Source organism: Corynebacterium sp. AOP12-C2-36 (genome assembly GCF_052379185.1).
Classification (GTDB): domain Bacteria; phylum Actinomycetota; class Actinomycetes; order Mycobacteriales; family Mycobacteriaceae; genus Corynebacterium.
The window spans coordinates 85,479-102,503 of record NZ_JBQSYJ010000004.1; the positions used below are offsets into that span (position 1 = coordinate 85,479).

Consider the following 17,025-nt stretch of genomic DNA (forward strand, 5'->3'; position numbering starts at 1 on the left):
GGCGCGCATGGCCGCCGAGACAACCTCACGCACCGGGCACCGGATCCGCAGCGACCTCTTCCGCGCCAACGTCAGCACCGCCCTCGCCCTGCTCACCGCGGCGGCAGGGGTCGGCATCGCCCTGCTGACCACCGGCACCGCGACGTCCGGCTGGACGATCGCCCCGCCGATCGTGTTCTTCCTGGTCTACTGGCTGTCCTTCACCGCCTACTACCTCTGGTGGACGCACCGCGTGTACGCGCACGCCGACACGGCGGCCGTCCGCGACGTCGCCGCCCGAGACTCCCGCGCCCGGCGCAGCTGGACCGGAAAATTCTCCGGGCTCACCGGCCCGACGGACTGGACGGCGGCCGCGGCGACGATGGCGGTGGTCGTCACCGTGGCCATCGCCCTGTCCCCGGGCGCCCGGGAGGACCCGGTGGTCGTCCTGCTGGGCCTCGCCACGGTCGCCAGCTCGTGGGCGCTGATGGTCTACTCCTTCGCCCTGGACTACATGCAGGTCAGCGTCCTGCAGGAGCCGGACGAGACGCCCCACGTGAAGTTCGACTTCCCCGAGGAACTCCGCTTCGCCGACTACCTGACCTTCTCGGCCATGGTCTCGACCATGGCCGTCGGCGCCCCGGCACAGGCCACGTCGCAGGCGATGTGGCGCAAGTTGCGCAGCCACGTCCTGCTGGCCTTCATCTTCAACACCGTGATCGTGGCGATGATGGTGTCGCTGCTCTTCGGCGGACTCACCGGAGGCTGACACCGCGCCGCGCCGCACCCGGTGGCAGAGTGGACACCATGACCACATCGCGTCCTGCATCGCGTCCTTCCCACCCGCCCTTCGACCCGGAACTCCTCCCCACCCTGGAGGTGATCCGCCAGATGACCCCGCCGCAGCTGGGTGTCGAGGACCTGCCCGCCATGCGCTCGCGGGACCGCACCGCACAGACCCTGGAGCACCTCCACGGACTGGGCCTGGTCACCCGCGAGATCACCGTGCCCGGCCACGACGGCGCCGAGCTCCCCGCCACGGTGGTCAGCCGGGCGGGACGCGGTGAGCGTGCGGCCGGTCCCGGGATCTACTTCCTCCACGGCGGTGGCATGGTCAGCGGACGGCGCCTGGACGCCGTGGAGTTCATGGCACCCTGGGTCCTGGAGCACGACGCCGTGCTGCTCACCCCCGCCTACCGCCTCGCCCCCGAGCACCCGGCTCCGACCCCGGTCGAGGACGCCTACGCCGGGCTGGTGTGGATGCACGCCAACGCCGCGGAACTGGACGTGGACCCCGACCGCATCCTCGTCGGCGGTACCAGCGCCGGCGGCGGGCTCGCGGCCGGCACCGCCCTTCTCGCCCGTGACCGGCGGGGCCCGGACCTGCTCGGTCAGATCCTCATGAGCCCGATGCTCGACGACCGCGACTCCAGCACCTCGGCGCGTCAGATCGACGGGACGGGCGTCTGGGACCGCGGCGACAACAACTTCGGCTGGTCCTGCCTGCTCGGTGAGGCACGTGGGGGCGCCGACGTTCCCGCCCACTGTGCCCCGGCCCGGACGGCGGAGCAGCCGGACGGTCTGGCCGGGCTGCCGCCGGCGTTCATCGACTGCGGGACCGCCGAGGTCTTCCGCGACGAGAACGTCGCCTACGCCTCCGCGCTGTGGGCCGCCGGTGTGCAGGCCGAACTGCACGTCTGGGCAGGCGCCTTCCACGGCTCGGCGATGATCGTGCCGGACGCCGCGGTCAGCCGGGACGCCCTGAAGGCACGCGACGCCTGGGTCGCCCGACTCCTCGCCGCGCCGCGGTAGCAGGCCAGGTCAGGACAGGTCAGGTCAGGACGCTGCGAACGTCAGAACGTCACGTCCGCCCACACGCCACGGTGGTCGGTGCCGTCGACCTGCACGGTACCGCCGTCGGTACAGGTGCCGTCCCGCACGAGGATGTGGTCGATGCGCACCAGCGGGAACCGGTCGGGCCACGTCGGGGCGGTGAGCCCGCCACCGCAGTCCGTCAGCCCCGCGGTGTCGAGGAGGTCGCGGAACTCCGGGTGGGCGACGGTGGCGTTGAAGTCGCCCGCCAGCACCACCGGTGACTCCGAGCCGGCGAACTCCTCGCGCAGCGTCCCGAGGTCACGCGACCAGCCACCGATGAGGTCGCTGTACGCCGGCGGCCGGGTGTGCACGCCGACCACCTCGGTGCTCATCTGTCCGACGAGTTGCACGGACGGGGTCTGGTGGCCGGTCAGCCCCCGGTCGGCGGTGACGGTACCCGCCGACGTCGCGGCGTCCTGCCGGACGAGGACGGCAGTGCCGGACGCACCTCCGGTGTCGCGCACCGGCGCGGTGGCGACCAGCCCCGTGCCGCGTTCCACGGCGGCGACCTCGTCCGGCGCTGTCTCCGACAGGATCAGGACGTCCGGGTCCAGGCGGCGGGTCTGCGCCACGATCGAGGCGTCGTCCGCGCCGTTGAAGTAGGTGTTCAGCGCCATCACGCGCAGCGTATCCCCCGTGTCCCCCGTATTTCCCGACCCACCGGAACCTGCCTGCGTGGTCACCACGCCGACGGGCACCGCCACGGCCACGGCGAGGGCCGCGGCGACCACCGGTGGCCAGGGCGAACGCCGACGCCACCCCAGCCAGCACACCACGAGCGTGCACAACACCGCGCCGGCCACGCCCACCATGAAGACCGCCTGCGCGGCCGGGACGAACCGCGCCAGACGGTCGGGAAGCGCTGCGGTGATGCGCCACAACGGCGTCGACGCCAACGTCAGGCACCCGAGAAAGGCACAGACGAGGGCGACGACGGCAGCGACGGAGACGACGCGCAGGACGGGACGCAGTGGCGACTACTCCCCTGCGTTCCCGGCGGACATGGCGTCCGCGGCACCCGGGTCGCAGTCGTTGACGAGGTTGAGGCAGCGGATGTACTCGTCCTCCTCGCCGATCGCGCGGGCGGCGGTCGCGAGCATCATGATCGCGCGCAGCACGCCACGGTTCGGACCGTGCGACCACGGCACCGGGCCGGTGCCCCGCCAGCCGTTGGTGCGCAGGGCGTCCAACCCACGGTGGTAGCCGGTACGCGCGCAGGCGTAGGCGGTGACCCGCTCCGTGCCGGCACCGCCGTCGGCCCCCTGGGACAGGTGGTAGGCGGCCAACGCGGCCCACACACCCGAGTCCTTCGGGTTCGCCACGGCGAGGGTCTCGAGCTCCTCGAGTGACTCCGAGCCGGTCACCGCGGTGGCGAGCTCGGCGGGCAGACGCACCTCCGGGTGCTCGGCACCGAAGAGGTCGCGTCCCTTACGGATCTGCTCCGCCATTACTTGGACACCGTGGTGCCGACGGAGTGCAGGTCGTTGCAGGCCTCGATGATGCGCTCGGTCATGGCGGCCTCGGCCTTCTTCATGAAGGAGCGGGGGTCGTAGACCTTCTTGTTGCCGACCTCGCCGTCGATCTTCAGCACGCCGTCGTAGTTGGAGAGCATGTGGCCGGCGATCGGGCGGGTGAAGGCGTACTGGGTGTCGGTGTCGACGTTCATCTTCACCACGCCGTAGCGCAGGGCCTCCTCGATCTTCTCCTTCTCGGAGCCGGAACCGCCGTGGAAGACGAAGTCGAAGGGCTGTGCGTCCTCGGACAGGCCGAGCTTCTTCGCCGCGGTCTTCTGGCCCATGTCCAGGACCTCCGGACGCAGCTTCACGTTGCCGGGCTTGTACACGCCGTGCACGTTGCCGAAGGTGGCGGCCAGCAGGTAACGCTGCCCCTGGTCACCGGCGCCGATGGCGTCGACGGTCTTCTCGAAGTCCTCGGCGGTGGTGTACAGGTTGTCGCCGGCCTTGGCCTCGACACCGTCCTCCTCGCCGCCGACCACGCCGATCTCGATCTCCAGGATGATGTTCGCCGCGGCGCACTTGGGCAGCAGGTCCTTGGCGATCTCGAGGTTCTCGTCGATCGGCACGGCCGAGCCGTCCCACATGTGCGACTGGAACAGCGGGTTCTCGCCGGCCTCGACGCGCTTGCGGGAGATCTCAACCAGCGGGCGCACGTAGGTGTCGAGCTTCTCCTTCTGGCAGTGGTCGGTGTGCAGCGCGACGTTGATGCCGTAGTGCTTGGCGGCGTGGTGGGCGAAGTGCGCCAGGGCCTCGGCACCGGCGACCATGTTCTTCACGCCGAGGCCGGAACCGAACTCCGCGCCACCCGTGGAGAACTGGATGATGCCGTCCGACTCCGCGTCGGCGAAGCCCTTGAGGGCGGCGTTGATGGTCTCCGACGAGGTGCAGTTGATGGCCGGGTAGGCGAAGCCGCCCTCCTTGGCCTTGTCCAGCATGTCGCGGTAGACGGCGGGTGTTGCGATGGGCATGGGTGTTCCTCCGTGTGGGTTCGACGAGCGGGTCGGCGTTCTTCCCTCAAGTATGCCGTGCCCGGGCGAATCTGTCAGTTGCCGGACGATCCGCGGCACCCGCCCGGCCCTCCCCGGACGCCCGGGTCAGTAGCCGTCGTGGGTGACGGTGGCTGCCGCCTCCATGAGCATCCACCCCGAGAGCTGGACCGACAGGTCACGTTCCGGGATTTCTGCCGCCGCGGCGGACCCCGACAGGGCCGCCCCCATCAGTCCGCCCGCCTGCGGCAGCACCGCGTCCCCACCCCAGGATGCGGGGAACACCGGCAGCCCGTCGATCTCCAACCGGTAGCGCCACACCGACTCCGCCGAGCGCAGGACGATCCGGCGGGCGAGCCGCCGCGTCGCCGCGCTGGAGCGGTCGTCGCCGGGCAGCGACGTGGCGACCAGGGCGAGGTAGCGCGCGAGGATCCCCTTGAACAGCCCGTTGTCGCCGCCGCGGGCCTTCCAGTCCAGCGACCAGTTCGGGGTGGTCATGTGCTGGGAGACGGCCTCGACCAGGCGGTGCACGCGGGTGATCGCCTGGGTGCCGATCGGGTCGACGGCGTCCATGGCGATGCCTGCGGCGCGGCGTTGGGCGCGGGCGAGCTCCAGGTTCGCCCCGATCATCACGCCCTGGCAGTAGGCGTGGATCTCGGTGACGTTCTCCGGGCCGGAGAGCTTCATCTTGATGCCGTCCATCACCAGACCGTCGGTGTTGATCAGGTTGGCGTGGACCCAGTCGATGAGCTGCTCGGCGAGCTCGATGCGTCCGGTCCGGGCGGCGAGGATCGCGACGGGGCCGTTGGTGGGCACGTTGTAGAACGTCTCCCCCTCGCGCCACGGCATCACGCCGGTGAGGCTGTCGACGCCGTCGAGGATGTCGGCCTCCAGGGCGCTGCGGTAGCGGACCTTGCCGTAGCGCTCGAGGTTCTCCACACGCTCCAGCGCGAGGGCGAGCCACGCCTTGTCGTCGTAGTAGATGTTGCGGGTGAGCCGCCCGAAGTTGCGGATGCGCATGCCGCGGATGGTGCGGCGGATGAAGCTGAGGCGCAGCCGGGTGTTGCGGCGCTGCGCGGCGTCCACCTGGCAGTCGATGTAGTGGGCCTGCCACCAGTAGTGCCAGCGGTAGTACAGCTTGTCGCGCGTGGTCGGCGGCCAGGCGACGACGGCGAGGTTGGTTCGCGGCACGCCCCAGAGCCGCCCGCCGTGGCGCTCGGTGATGGCCTGCTCGGCGAGGTCGGCTCGGTGGTCCCAACGTTCCTGCATAACTCACATTGTGCCTGCACACCTTAGGGCTTCGCACGTATTGGTAGCCTGACCACATGAACAGTGCCGACGGTACGGACAGGTTGAGGCTCAGCGACAACGACCGGATCCACGCGATGAGCGTGCTGGGGGCGCACTTCGCCGACGGCCGGTTGGACGACTCCGAGTTCAACGAGCGTTCCGGCGCCGTGGCCGCCGCCCGTACCCTCGGGGAACTGCGTGGCCTGTTCGACGACCTGCCCGGTGGTCTGCCCTTCGACGCCGAGGGCACCGCTGTCGCGGTACCGGGGCAGGACGCGGCGCTGGATCCTGCCGCCGAGACGGGTCTCGCCGCGCGCGACCCGGAGGCCGCGGAGGTGGAGAGCCTGCGCAAGCGGGGGAACCTGGTGCAGAGCATCGACGGGGCGATCCTGGGCGTGACCCTGGTGACCTTCCTGCTGCTGCAGTTCGTGTTCGACGTCAGCAACGCGTGGATCGTGTGGCCGTCGTTGATCGTGACGCTGTCGGTGCCGCGCATGCTGCTGAAGTACTCCGACGAGGACGAGGAGCTCTTCGAGGAGATCAAGGAGGCCGACCAGGAGACGCGCAAGGACCGGCTGCGCCGCGCCGCGGAGCGGATGCAGGAGCTGGAGTCGCGTGATCGGGGCCGGGAGCGCGATGACCGGGACTGACAGGGGCTAGCAGGGGCCGGCAGGGACTGACACGCCACCCCAACAGCAGTGTCAGATGAATCCTTGAAGGATATAAGCTTTTATGTAAGTAAATCTTTTGCGATGATGTCGGCGGTATGACGTTCCCCGGCATCCGCACCCTTATCAACGCTTATTCCGACACAGGAGGATGCCTCATGACCCGTACCAACTCGCCCACCACCCGCCGCTGGGCCACCCGCGCGGCCGTCGCCGCAGCAGGTGCCGGCCTGGTCGCCGGTCTCGCCTCCCCGGCAGCGAGCGCCACCCCGATCAGCACCATCGAACGAGGTGGCGCCGTGTCGTGCACCATCAACCGTGACGTGGACATGGGGCCGGTCTTCGGCGGATACACGCAGGGCAACTGCGACACCCGACCGGGAACGTTCGTCCGCGGGATCGGCACGTCCGACATCTACTCCCTCGGCCAGGTCTTCCTGCCCGGCGGTGCCAGCTACTCCGCCTGGGTCGACAAGTTCTGGTGATCCTCAGCACCCCATCCTGAAACCCCGCGCAGATGTCGGTGCCGACGCCAGAGACCAACATCCGCGTGGGGTTTCAGGATCAGGCGCCGAGCACCGGGCCTGCCGGAGCGCTCGCCGACCGGTTCTCCTGTGCGATGCCCTGGAGGAGGGTCATCGCGTCCGTCGAGGCCTCGTCCACCGGGGCGTACACCTCCAGGCGGTGGTCGGGGCTGTCGGCCTGCAACCAGATCTGGAAGTCCACCGTGATCTCCCCGACCCGCGGGTGCAGGAAACGTTTACGCCCGGCCGTGCAGGTCCCGACCCTGCCGGTGGCCCACAGGGCGGCGAAGTCGGCGTCCTTCATGCAGAGCTCGCCGACGAGCTCCGCCAGGCGGGCGTCGTCCGGGTATTTACCGCTGACGAAGCGCAGGTAGGACACGTAGGTGCGCGCCTCCGCCTCCCAGTCGCGGTACATGCCCCGCACCGTCTCGTCGAGGAAGAGCAACCGCGGCAGGGACGGACGCGTCCTGGCGTCCGACGTGTCGAACGGCAGGTGCGGTGCCAGCAGAGCGTGGCCGGTGGGCGTCCACCCCAGGGCGTCGTTACGCCTTCCGAGCAGCACCGCCGGCTGGTCGCCGAGCGCGTCGAGCATCGCCAGCGCCCGCGGGTGCGGCTGCTCCGCACGCGAGCGGGCGACCGGCTTCACCGGGGAGGGACGCGCCAGGTCCAGCAGGTGCTCGGTCTCGGTGGCCGACAGCTGCAGCGCCTGGGCCAGGGCGAGGAGCACCTCGTCGGAGGCGTTGTGCGCCTGCCCCTGCTCGAGCCGGACGTAGTACGCCACGGACACCCCGGCCAGCTGGGCGACCTCCTCGCGCCGCAGACCGGGGACCCTGCGCCGCCGGCTGCGGTCCTCGATGCCCGCCGTCGCCGGGGTGATGGCGTCCCGGCAGGACTTCAGGAACTCGCCGAGACTACCGGAGTGGCTGCCGGAATGGCTGCCGGAACTGCCCGGCCCGGGTGCAGCGTCTGCGTGGTTCATGCGCCCGAGTCTAGGTGCCGTCTCCCCTCCCCAGGCACCCTCGCCGGCGCACGAGCATGACCCTGTCAGTGGTACCTCCGCCAGTCGCACCATCAGGGAGGCTCTGGCTAACACCCCTCGGGACGGGGACCATGGTTGACGGAAAAGCAACGAAGCGACGAAGCAAGAAAGCAAGGGAAGAAGAACACCGTGTCCAACCTGTCTGAACCACTGCACCTCGGCGCCCTGGAGCTGCCCAACAGGGTGATCATGTCGCCGCTGACCCGGCGCCGTTCCGGGGAGTCACGCGTGCCGACCGCGCTGATGGCAGAGTACTACCACCAGCGCTCCGGGGCCGGGCTGATCATCAGCGAGGCCACCTCCGTCTCACCCCAGGGCGTGGGTTACCTCGGCACCCCGGGCATCTGGAACGAGGAGCAGGTGCAGGGCTGGACGCAGACCACCGACGCCGTCCACGACGCCGGCGAACGGATCTTCCTGCAGCTCTGGCACGTCGGACGCATCTCCGACCCGGAGCTTCTCGGCGGCGACACCCCCGTCGCCCCGAGTGCGGTGCAGGCGGCAGGACGCGTGCGCGGGCTGCGTCCGAAACGTCCGTACACCACCCCGCGGGCGTTGGAGACCGAGGAGATCCCCGGCATCGTCGAGGACTTCCGCCGCGGGGCGCAGAACGCGAAGGAGGCCGGGTTCGACGGCGTGGAGATCCACGCCGCCAACGGCTACCTCATCGACCAGTTCCTGCAGGACAGCACCAACCACCGCGAGGACCGCTACGGCGGATCGGTGGAGAACCGTGCCCGCTTCCTGCTCGAGATCGTGGACGCCGCGATCGACGTGTGGGGCGCCGACCGGGTGGGCGTGCACCTGCGCCCGCGCGGCGAGGAGCACGACATGGGCGACAGCGACCCGGCGACGGTCTTCGGTCACGTCGCCACCGAGCTCGGACGCCGCGACGTGGCGTTCCTGTTCATCCGCGAGATCGAGGCCGAGGACAGCCGGCTCACCTTGATCAAAAAGAACTTCGGTGGGCCGGTGATCGCCAACGAGGAGATGAGCCTCGCCGACGCCGAGCGGATCGTGGCCAGCGGGAGCGCCGACGCCGTCGCCTTCGGCCGTGACTACATCGCCACCCCTGACCTGGCCGAACGCATCGCCGAGGGCCTGGAGTGGAACACCCCTGACTCCTCGACGTTCTACGCCGACGAAGGGACGGACCCCGCCGTCGGCTACACCGACTACCCTACAGCGCAGCAGATACCTGCCCTGCGATGAACTCCTGGCCGAGCTGCGAGGGGTGCACGATCATCTTGTAGTCCGGGGTGGTGGTGTCGATGAGCCCGGCGATGTAGCGCTGCTGGTCGGGGGCGCAGGAGTCGTGGCCCTGGCTGTTCGCCCGCAGGTCCACGAACTCGGCGCCGATCTCGGCGGCACTGTCGCGCTGCATCGACTGCGCGGCGTCCTGCACGCGCGTCAGGTACTCCACGGGCAGACCGAACGGACGGTCCGGCACCACGTTGACGAAGCAGAAGGTGTCACCTGCGGTGAGCTGCGGCATGCCGCCGATGACGAGCTCGGCGTCCGGCGCGACGGCGCGCACCCGGCGCGCGGCCTCGCGCATGTCGGACGCGTAGGCGTCCTGCACGGCGTCGAAGTCGGTGACGTCCAGACCGTCCTTCTGACCCCACGGGCCGAAGTTGTTGAGGCCGACGGGGAAGACGACGGAGTCGGTGTCGGCGGTGAGGTCGCCGGCGTCGATGCTGGCGTCGATGCGGTCGAGCATCGTGCGTGACGTCTGGGCGGTGCAGGACCAGTCGCTCACATCGAGTTCGCCGCCGTTCTCCAGCAGGCGCGGCCAGTTGTCCGGCGCCTGGAGGCACTCCTTGCCGGACTCGAGCTGCCCGGTGCGCGGGTAGTCGGCGAGCAACGGTTTGAGCTCCTCGTACTGGTTCGCCATGCCCACGATCTGGTGCGGGTTGGCGGCGTACGAGTCACCGTAGGTGACCACGTTCTTGACGTCGGACGCTGCTTCGGACGGTGCGTCCTGTGCGGTGTCGGACGGCGCGCTGGCGGCGGCGGTGCCGGAGCCGACGCTGGCGGACAGCAGTAGGCAGGCGGCGAGGGCTCGGGTGGATCGGCGCATTGAGGGGTGTCCTTTTTCCGGGGAGTACTGGGGCGCATGGGCGCGGTCCGTCCGCGGCCCGTCATGCCAGAACACTAACCCGCTGCGCGCCGCAATGTCGGGCAGGAGGCGGAATCGCGGTACTCCCGGCTTTCCTATTCACCCCCGATGAGACGAAGCATCCTGCCCTCACCCGTGGTGGAGAGATCGTCGATCAGATGCGGGACCACCAACCTGTCGCCGTCCGTACACCGACCTGATGAGAGACCGCCTCAGCGGGCCTTGCCCTCCTCGCTGAGCACGGCGTGGGTGTGACGGATCATCATGTGCGCGAGCTTGCGGTTGGACCGCGCGCCCAGCACCGCGCCGATGCCCAGGGGAAGCATCTTCGCGAACGCGGCACCCGTCATCCGTCGGCGCAGCTGCCGGAACGCGATGCGTCCCAGACGTGAGTTGATGTTGCGCTTCTGCGCCTCGCTGGCGCTGCCCAGCTTCCGGAGCCCCGTCACACCCTTCTTGCCGGACGCCGCGGACACCGCGTCGTTACCGGCGGCACCGGCGATGCTGAACAGGATCAGCCGCCGCCTTGCCTCCCGGTGGCTGATGTCCACACCGCGCAGCCGCGCGCTGGCCAGCGTGTACAGCGCGAAGACCTCCACCACACCGAGAGCCTCCCCGCCGGCGGCACCCATGCTGAGCACCGTGCCGATCCCGGGGAAGAACGCCAGTGCACCGGTACCCGCACCCGTGCCGGTGGCCAGGGTGCGGAAGTGCCGGTCGATCACGCGCTGCTGACGGGCGACCGACTTACGGCGGTGCCTGCGCTGGATGTGGTCGACGTACTTCTCGATCACCGGGGACTGCACCTCGGAGGCCTTGTCCACGGCGCGGAAGAACTGGCGCGCCATCCTGCCGTCCGGCTCGTCCAGGTCGGCGATGCCCTTCAACGCCTCGCGTGACTCCTCCGACAGCTCCTCTTCGGCGACGGGGCCGGGGACGTCCGGTGCGTCCTTCTTGTTCTTCCCGCGGCGGGCAAAAGGCTTCGGCAGCTTCACGTGGTCCTCCAAGGGGTGTGGCCGGCATGCTCGACGGCTGCCGAGTGCGGTCGATTCTAGCTGTTTACCGGCCCGCCACGTCGGCAACACAGTCGTCACAGAAGCGGCACAACCTCGAAATGCCGGACTCATAGATTGAGTCCCGTAACAAGACCAACAGCGGCTCAGCCGGGTCTTCATCGCACGGCGTCGGGATGACGGAGCGTACGACCGTAGGGGAAACCGCGTGACGTGAAAGGACCATCATGGTTCAGACCACCACGCCCAGCACGACCGACAACTACAGCAACGCCGAGCTCGACCTCGAGGCGAGGATGGGCGGCGTCGGCACCGAGACCACCGACCGGGCAGTCCCCGTCATCGACGTCAACGACTGGGACCTCAGCGACGAGCAGTGGGACGCCAAGGCGGAGGAACTCTGGGACGCCGCCACCACCATCGGCTTCTTCCAGCTGAAGAACTTCGGCATCGCCAAGGACGAGATCCAGGCCGCCTTCGCCGAGTCGCGCCGCCTGTTCGCGCTGCCGAAGGAGACCCTGGAGACCGTGGCCAAGCCGAAGGGCAAGAACGTCGGCTTCGAGCACAAGTCCCAGATCCGCCCGTCCACCGGTACCCCGGACGAGAAGGAGAGCTACCAGGTCACCCGCCCGCTGATGGACGGCCTGTGGCTCGACGAGGAGACCCTGCCGGACTTCCGCGCCGACACCCTGGACTTCGAGAGCCGCTGCCACGACGTGGCGATGCGCATCCTCGAGTTCTTCGCCGTGAAGCTCGGTTTCGAACGCGACTACTTCACCAAGGTCCACAACCCCGCCTCCGAGCTGCACCAGTGCACGCTGCGCATGATCCACTACATGGCCGTGGCCGCGGAGGACAACGTCGCCGACGAGAACGGCGCCCCGGTGTGGCGTGCCGGCGCACACACCGACTTCAACTGCCTCACCCTGCTGTTCCAGACCGACGGTGAGTCCGGCCTGCAGGTCATGCCGGGTGCGGACGCCGGGCAGGACGTGCAGAGCTGGACACCCGTGCCCGCCTTCACCGACATCCTGACCTGCAACATCGGTGACATGCTGATGCGCTGGAGCGACGACCGGCTGAAGTCCAACTTCCACCGGGTCAAGGCCGCCGACGTGGGCGTGGACATCCCCGAGCGCTACTCCATGCCCTACTTCGCCCAGGCCGACCGCGACGCCGTGATCGAGGGTCCCGACCACAAGTACGAGCGGATGACCGCCGGTGAGTACCTGGACATGCGCATCTGCGCGAACTTCAGCAAGGCCGAGTCCGCGAAGTAGTCCGGCACCGGGGTCGTCCCCCGGTCCGTCCCCTCCCCCACCACCGCTCAAGCACCACCTCGCTCAGGAGCATCCTCACCCATGACCGCCACCTTCAACCGCACCGACCGGACCGACCGGACGCCGCCGCCGCGCGCCCACGACCCCGCCACCACCACGCAGCAGGGGCAGGACGTCGGCTTCTCCACCGACGGGTCCGCCGTGGACACCAACTTCGGTTGGCGCCACAACCTCACCTTCGGCATCCAGCACGTCCTGATCATGTACGTCGGGTGCGTGTCCGTCCCGCTCGCGCTCGGCGCGGCGCTGGGCCTCGACCGGGAGACCATGGCGATGCTGGTCAACGCCGACCTACTGGTCGCCGGTGTGATCACGCTGATCCAGTCCCTCGGCGTGGGACGTGTGGCCGGCGGGCGGATGCCGATCATCGGCGGCGCCGCCTTCGTCCAGGTGGCGTCGATGATCTCCATCGGGCAGACCTACGGACTGCCCGCGATCTGGGGCTGCATGCTCGCCGGCGGTGTGGTGGGCCTGGTGCTCGCCTGGCCGTTCAGCAAACTGCTGAAGTACTTCCCTCCGCTGGTCACCGGCACCGTCCTGCTGGTCCTCGGCGTCTCGCTCATCGGAGTCTCCGCCGGCCTCGTGGTCGGCCGACCGATGGTCGACGGCCAGGACAATCCGGACTACGCCAGCCCGGCGTCCATCGGCATCGCCGCCCTCGTGGTGCTCATCGCGGTGGGGTTGTCCTGTCTGGCCCGCGGTGTGGTGGCCAAGGCGTCGCTGATCATCGCGACGATCGTCGGCGTGCTGGTCTGCTGGCCCGCCGGACTGCTGGACTTCTCCGGTGTCGGCGACGAACCGCTGTTCGCCATGGTCAAGCCGTTCCACTTCGGCGCCCCGGAGTTCCCCCTGGTCGGTGTGCTGTCGATGTCGGTGGTCATGATGTTCCTTTTCGCCGAGACGATCGCCAGCGTGAGTGCGCTGTCCGAGATCACGGGGAAGAAGACGTCGCGCTCGGACGTGGCGCGCACGCTCGTGGGCGACGCGGCGTCCGGCGTCCTCGGCGGTGTGTTCAACGGGTTCTTCGACACCGTCTTCACCCAGAACGTCGGCGCGGTGCGCACCACGCGGGTGCACTCGCGCTACGTTACGGCGACGGCCGGGGTGATCCTGCTGGTGCTGGGGCTGACACCGGTGACCGGTGCGGTCATCGCCGCACTGCCGGACCCGGTGGTCGGCGGGATCTCCCTGATCCTGTTCACCTCGATCGCCGCGGTGGGTGTGAACACCCTGCGCAAGGTCGATCTCACCGACACCGTGAACTCCACGATCATCGCCCTGGCGGTGGCTTTGGGGCTGTTGTCGAAGTTCTCCTCCGACATCTGGTCGAACTTCCCGGAGTGGGCGCAGACCCTTCTTTCCGACGGCGTGGTCCTGGCCGCGTTGGCGGCCTTCGGCCTCAACCTGCTGTTCAACCACACCTCCATCGCCGACCGGGCGCGTGCCGCCCGTGATGAACAGCGTCCCGAACCGGAGTCGGTGTTCGTGTAGGCGACACGGTTCAGGCTGCGTTCCTCTCCTCCTGTCGGAGGAGAGGATCACAGCTCCGGTTCGCTGTGCAGGTCGGCCAGTTCCGGGTACTGCTCGAAGATGTCCCCGGACAATTCCCTGCGGGCCTTGAGTGACGTCTCATCGACGAGGACTTCGTAGTCACCACGCTCCAGGGCATCCCAGGTGTCGTCGACGACACTGGAGGCGGAGATTTTCGGCAGGGGAATGTTCGCAGACAGCGGAGTGTCGATGAATCCCGCATGAACCCCCAGGACGTGGATTCCGAGCTTTCCGAGCTCCACCCGGGAGGAGTTGCTCGCCGACCAGAACGCCGCCTTGGACGCACTGTAGATCCCGCCCACCGAATTCCAACTCGCCGCCGAAAGAACATTGACGACGGCAGGAGACTCCGCTTTGGCGAGAACCGGTGAAAACATCTGCGTCACCAGGACGGGACCGAAGAAGTTCGTCGCCATCACCCGGTTCAACTCCGCTATCCCGGTTTCCATGAGCTGGGGCGTCCGGGGAGAGACACCGGCGTTGTTGACGAGCACCGTCACATCGGAGGCACGTTCAGCCACCCACGTGATCGAGTCGATGTCATTGACGTCCAACGTCAGCGGGACGATGCGCTCATCGTCCCACTCCCGGGGACGTCGAGCGGTTGCGTACACTTTCGACGCCCCGCGTGCGAGGGCCTGCGTCACGAATTCCGACCCCAGCCCTCCGTTCGCCCCGGTCACCAGGACAACTGCTCCGTTGATGTCAACCATGTCAACCTCCTTTTATTCAGTCCGGACGGCCTTTGCGCCGGACGGTTATCGTCGTGGGGTGCGGTGGTCGCACCTACGCCATCGGGTTCTCCCAGGAGCCACGGGTGTCCACACTGGCCGCCTTGCCGAGTCGTTCGAGCCGTTCGACGTCATCGACGGTGAGTGAGAGTTCCGCCGCGCGTTCCTGCGAGTCGAGGTACCTCGCCCTGGTCGCGCCGATGATCGGGACCGTCCCCTTGCCGAGGGCCCACGCCGTGGCCACCTCGGCCGCCGAGTAACCGCGGGACCCGTGCTCCTTGCCGACAGCCACGAGAGCGTCGGTGAGCTCGCCGAGCTTCGGGAGGATGTCGTTGTACGTCGCCGCCCGGTAGCTGCCCTCCGGCAACGGGTTGTGCGCGCCGTACCTCCCGGTCAGCGCCCCCTGTTCGAGGACCATGTAGGAGTAGAAGGTGATGCCGTTGCGGCGGCAGTAGTCCAGGATGCCGGCGTCCTCCGAGGCGCGGTAGATCAGGCTGTAGTGGTTCTGCACCGCGGCGAGTTCCACCCCCTCGGCGGCGAGGATCTCCCGGGCACGGGTGATCTCCTCCAGGTTGTGGTTGGACACCCCGACGCTGCCCACCCGACCATCCTTCACCAGCGGCGCGAGTTGCGGGGTCCATTTTTCCACGTCGGCGGGGTTGTGGATCCAGTAGATGTCGACGTGGTCGGTGCGCAGCCGCTCCAGGCTGCCCTCGAGCATCGCCTCCACGGCGTTGCTCTCCGGGCCGGCGAGCTGCGGGGTGAACTTCGTCGACAACCGGTAGCTGGCACGGTCGTACGGTGCCAGCAGTGTGCCGAGGATGCGCTCGGAGCTTCCCTCGCCGTAGACGGCGGCCGTGTCGAAGAGGGTGAACCCCTTGTCGAAGGCGGTGGCGACGACCTCCTCCAGCTGGCCCTCGTCCAGGTGGTTGCCAAAGACCTCGTCACCGCCGACGCTGCCGGCGCCCCACGACCATGTGCCGAGTGCGGTCGGGGGAGAGTGTGGAGAGTCTGGAAGATCGGATGCATGGACTGTGGTGGGCATGGTGTTCTCCTGGCTGTTCTCGGACGGGATGTCCTGCGGTGACCAGTAGGCCCGCAGTGAGGTGATCTTTCCGTGCTCGTCGAACTCCATTGCGTCGACCACGTCGACGCTCGCCTGCCGTGAATCCCACGGCATCCGGAGTTCGAAGGCCACGGCAGCCGCACGCGCGTCCGACGACACAGAGACCGGGGCGACCTGCCGGACGCGGACCGCCGGGTCGAGCGGTTCGGCGTACCAGCGGGACGCCGCGACGACGTCGGAACCCACCGGGTCCTCGACCGTCGCCGTCCCGGCGAAGAGCGCGAGGACGTCCCGCCCACCGCCGTTGTTGATGCCGTCGAGGTAGGACCGCACCGTGGCGCGGATCAGTGGCCTCGTTACCTGTGGCGTGGTTGCCTCCGGCACGGTTCTCCCGTTCTGTGCTGACGCACGCCAAGGCGGATGCCGCAGCGTGGAACAGTTCAGGCGAACGCCTTTGTGTTCCAACCGGTACAGTACATAGTGTACCGGGCGGTACGCAACCGGTCCTACACGACGCGCATCCGGTCGACCTGCTCCTGGGCCAGCGCCAGGGCCAGCTCCTCATCCGCCTCACCTGCGACGATCACGTTCACCGTCCAGCCGTTGGCGGTGGCGGCGACGAACAGAACGGTCTCCCCCACCGCCTCGGAGTCGAGCTCCTCGCCGCCCAGGAGCAGGTCGGTGACGGTCACGTCCGCGGCCGTCCGCTCGTCCACGTCGTCGAGCTCCACGTCGACGGGCTCGGCGACGAAGTACTTCTCCATCGTCCCCATCTCGGTGTCCATGTCCCGGAAGTACTCGCCGCATTCCGCGGCGTCCGGCAGGCCGTCCTGCGGCGTCCCCCTGGTCACACGCACGAACACGCCGGACTCATCGTCGCCGTCGAGCGTGAAGGACGCGACGGCGGTCCGGTCGGTCGGCTCCAGCATCCACTCCATCAGCAACCCGCTGTCGACCGCCAGGCTGGCGCACTGCGGCGGCGTCGTCGCCTGGGTAGGGGCGTCCTCCTCGCCGTCGAAGAACTTCGCGAGCTCGGCCATGTCCGCCGGATCGGGCGCCTCGTAGGAGTACCCCTCCGGGGCGCTCGACCCGTCCAGCAGGACGTCCGACGGTGTGTCGGAGGCCGGCCGGTTCTCCATCGTGTCCTGCGGCGTCGCCTCGTCCGCGGCGATCTCGGCGCCCCCGGAGCTGCAGGACACGAGCGTGAACGAGGCCGCCAGCGGGAGGGCGGCGAGGGCCAGGGGCGTGCGGTAGCGACGGGTCATGGGAACCATGAGCATCCTTAACTTGGAGGAGGTGGCAACGTCGCCAGTGACCGTACCGCGCG

General features: G+C 68.9%; 17 protein-coding genes. 7 read left to right on the forward strand and 10 right to left on the reverse strand.

Annotated features, from left to right (window positions below):
* The first annotated feature begins 7 nt into the window (after positions 1-7).
* Both ACT3UN_RS04640 and ACT3UN_RS04645 read left to right on the forward strand, forming a co-directional pair.
* Positions 8-748 carry a DUF1345 domain-containing protein gene (locus tag ACT3UN_RS04640; RefSeq protein ID WP_444656493.1) on the forward strand — a complete coding sequence of 247 codons (741 nt, stop codon included), beginning with the start codon at positions 8-10 and terminating at the stop codon, positions 746-748.
* A 38-nt stretch (positions 749-786) separates the two neighbouring features.
* Positions 787-1,791 (forward strand): alpha/beta hydrolase, encoded by a 1,005-nt coding sequence (locus ACT3UN_RS04645; RefSeq protein WP_441583148.1) that lies wholly within the window; start codon positions 787-789, stop codon positions 1,789-1,791.
* A gap of 41 nt (positions 1,792-1,832) precedes the next feature.
* Here the strand turns inward: ACT3UN_RS04645 and ACT3UN_RS04650 are convergent, their stop codons facing one another.
* The 4 genes from ACT3UN_RS04650 to ACT3UN_RS04665 form a co-directional block, all read right to left on the reverse strand.
* Entirely contained in the window at positions 1,833-2,750 is a 918-nt protein-coding gene (locus ACT3UN_RS04650) for an endonuclease/exonuclease/phosphatase family protein (protein ID WP_441583147.1), read from the reverse strand.
* A gap of 81 nt (positions 2,751-2,831) precedes the next feature.
* Positions 2,832-3,302 carry a DUF3151 domain-containing protein gene (locus ACT3UN_RS04655; RefSeq protein WP_301444168.1) on the reverse strand — a complete coding sequence of 157 codons (471 nt, stop codon included), beginning with the start codon at positions 3,300-3,302 and terminating at the stop codon, positions 2,832-2,834.
* The gene (gene fbaA / locus ACT3UN_RS04660) at positions 3,302-4,339 is read right to left on the reverse strand and encodes a class II fructose-bisphosphate aldolase (protein WP_441579334.1); all 1,038 of its coding nucleotides are present in this window, start codon (positions 4,337-4,339) and stop codon (positions 3,302-3,304) included. The genes ACT3UN_RS04655 and fbaA overlap by 1 nt, the downstream gene beginning before the upstream one ends.
* A 126-nt stretch (positions 4,340-4,465) precedes the next feature.
* On the reverse strand, positions 4,466-5,626 hold the full coding sequence (locus ACT3UN_RS04665; protein ID WP_301444088.1) for a glycoside hydrolase family 76 protein: 1,161 nt from the start codon (positions 5,624-5,626) through the stop codon (positions 4,466-4,468).
* Positions 5,627-5,682: 56 nt separating this feature from the next.
* On the opposite strand from ACT3UN_RS04665, the gene ACT3UN_RS04670 reads away from it, so the two are divergent.
* Both ACT3UN_RS04670 and ACT3UN_RS04675 read left to right on the forward strand, forming a co-directional pair.
* Positions 5,683-6,297, forward strand: coding sequence for a DUF1707 SHOCT-like domain-containing protein (locus ACT3UN_RS04670; RefSeq protein ID WP_301444087.1), 615 nt, complete (start codon positions 5,683-5,685; stop codon positions 6,295-6,297).
* Positions 6,298-6,473: 176 nt separating this feature from the next.
* Positions 6,474-6,800 (forward strand): hypothetical protein, encoded by a 327-nt coding sequence (locus ACT3UN_RS04675; protein WP_441582439.1) that lies wholly within the window; start codon positions 6,474-6,476, stop codon positions 6,798-6,800.
* A gap of 79 nt (positions 6,801-6,879) precedes the next feature.
* Here the strand turns inward: ACT3UN_RS04675 and ACT3UN_RS04680 are convergent, their stop codons facing one another.
* Positions 6,880-7,818 (reverse strand): MmyB family transcriptional regulator, encoded by a 939-nt coding sequence (locus ACT3UN_RS04680; RefSeq protein ID WP_441582440.1) that lies wholly within the window; start codon positions 7,816-7,818, stop codon positions 6,880-6,882.
* Positions 7,819-8,007: 189 nt separating this feature from the next.
* Between ACT3UN_RS04680 and ACT3UN_RS04685 the strand changes: the two genes are divergently transcribed.
* Positions 8,008-9,090, forward strand: a complete 1,083-nt coding sequence (locus ACT3UN_RS04685) for an alkene reductase (RefSeq protein ID WP_444656496.1) — start codon at positions 8,008-8,010, stop codon at positions 9,088-9,090.
* On the opposite strand, the gene ACT3UN_RS04690 is transcribed toward ACT3UN_RS04685, so the two are convergent.
* Both ACT3UN_RS04690 and ACT3UN_RS04695 read right to left on the reverse strand, forming a co-directional pair.
* Positions 9,059-9,958, reverse strand: coding sequence for a GDSL-type esterase/lipase family protein (locus ACT3UN_RS04690; RefSeq protein WP_301443877.1), 900 nt, complete (start codon positions 9,956-9,958; stop codon positions 9,059-9,061). The two genes, ACT3UN_RS04685 and ACT3UN_RS04690, sit on opposite strands and share 32 nt — an antisense overlap.
* Before the next feature lie 251 nt (positions 9,959-10,209).
* Positions 10,210-10,992, reverse strand: coding sequence for a hypothetical protein (locus ACT3UN_RS04695; RefSeq protein WP_444656499.1), 783 nt, complete (start codon positions 10,990-10,992; stop codon positions 10,210-10,212).
* 245 nt (positions 10,993-11,237) lie between these two features.
* Here ACT3UN_RS04695 and ACT3UN_RS04700 point away from each other — a divergent pair, with 245 nt between their 5' ends.
* Together ACT3UN_RS04700 and ACT3UN_RS04705 are read left to right on the forward strand one after the other, a co-directional pair.
* Complete coding sequence (locus tag ACT3UN_RS04700) at positions 11,238-12,290, forward strand: isopenicillin N synthase family dioxygenase (RefSeq protein WP_444656501.1); 1,053 nt, start codon at positions 11,238-11,240, stop codon at positions 12,288-12,290.
* A gap of 81 nt (positions 12,291-12,371) precedes the next feature.
* Positions 12,372-13,841, forward strand: coding sequence for a uracil-xanthine permease family protein (locus ACT3UN_RS04705; protein WP_444656503.1), 1,470 nt, complete (start codon positions 12,372-12,374; stop codon positions 13,839-13,841).
* Positions 13,842-13,888: 47 nt separating this feature from the next.
* On the opposite strand, the gene ACT3UN_RS04710 is transcribed toward ACT3UN_RS04705, so the two are convergent.
* From ACT3UN_RS04710 to ACT3UN_RS04720, 3 genes are all read right to left on the reverse strand, one after another.
* Complete coding sequence (locus ACT3UN_RS04710; protein ID WP_444656505.1) at positions 13,889-14,614, reverse strand: SDR family oxidoreductase; 726 nt, start codon at positions 14,612-14,614, stop codon at positions 13,889-13,891.
* 73 nt (positions 14,615-14,687) lie between these two features.
* The gene (locus ACT3UN_RS04715) at positions 14,688-16,082 is read right to left on the reverse strand and encodes an aldo/keto reductase (RefSeq protein ID WP_444656507.1); all 1,395 of its coding nucleotides are present in this window, start codon (positions 16,080-16,082) and stop codon (positions 14,688-14,690) included.
* 122 nt (positions 16,083-16,204) lie between these two features.
* A complete protein-coding gene (locus tag ACT3UN_RS04720; RefSeq protein ID WP_444656509.1) occupies positions 16,205-16,972 on the reverse strand; it encodes a hypothetical protein in 768 nt (255 codons plus the stop codon).
* Positions 16,973-17,025: the final 53 nt, after the last annotated feature.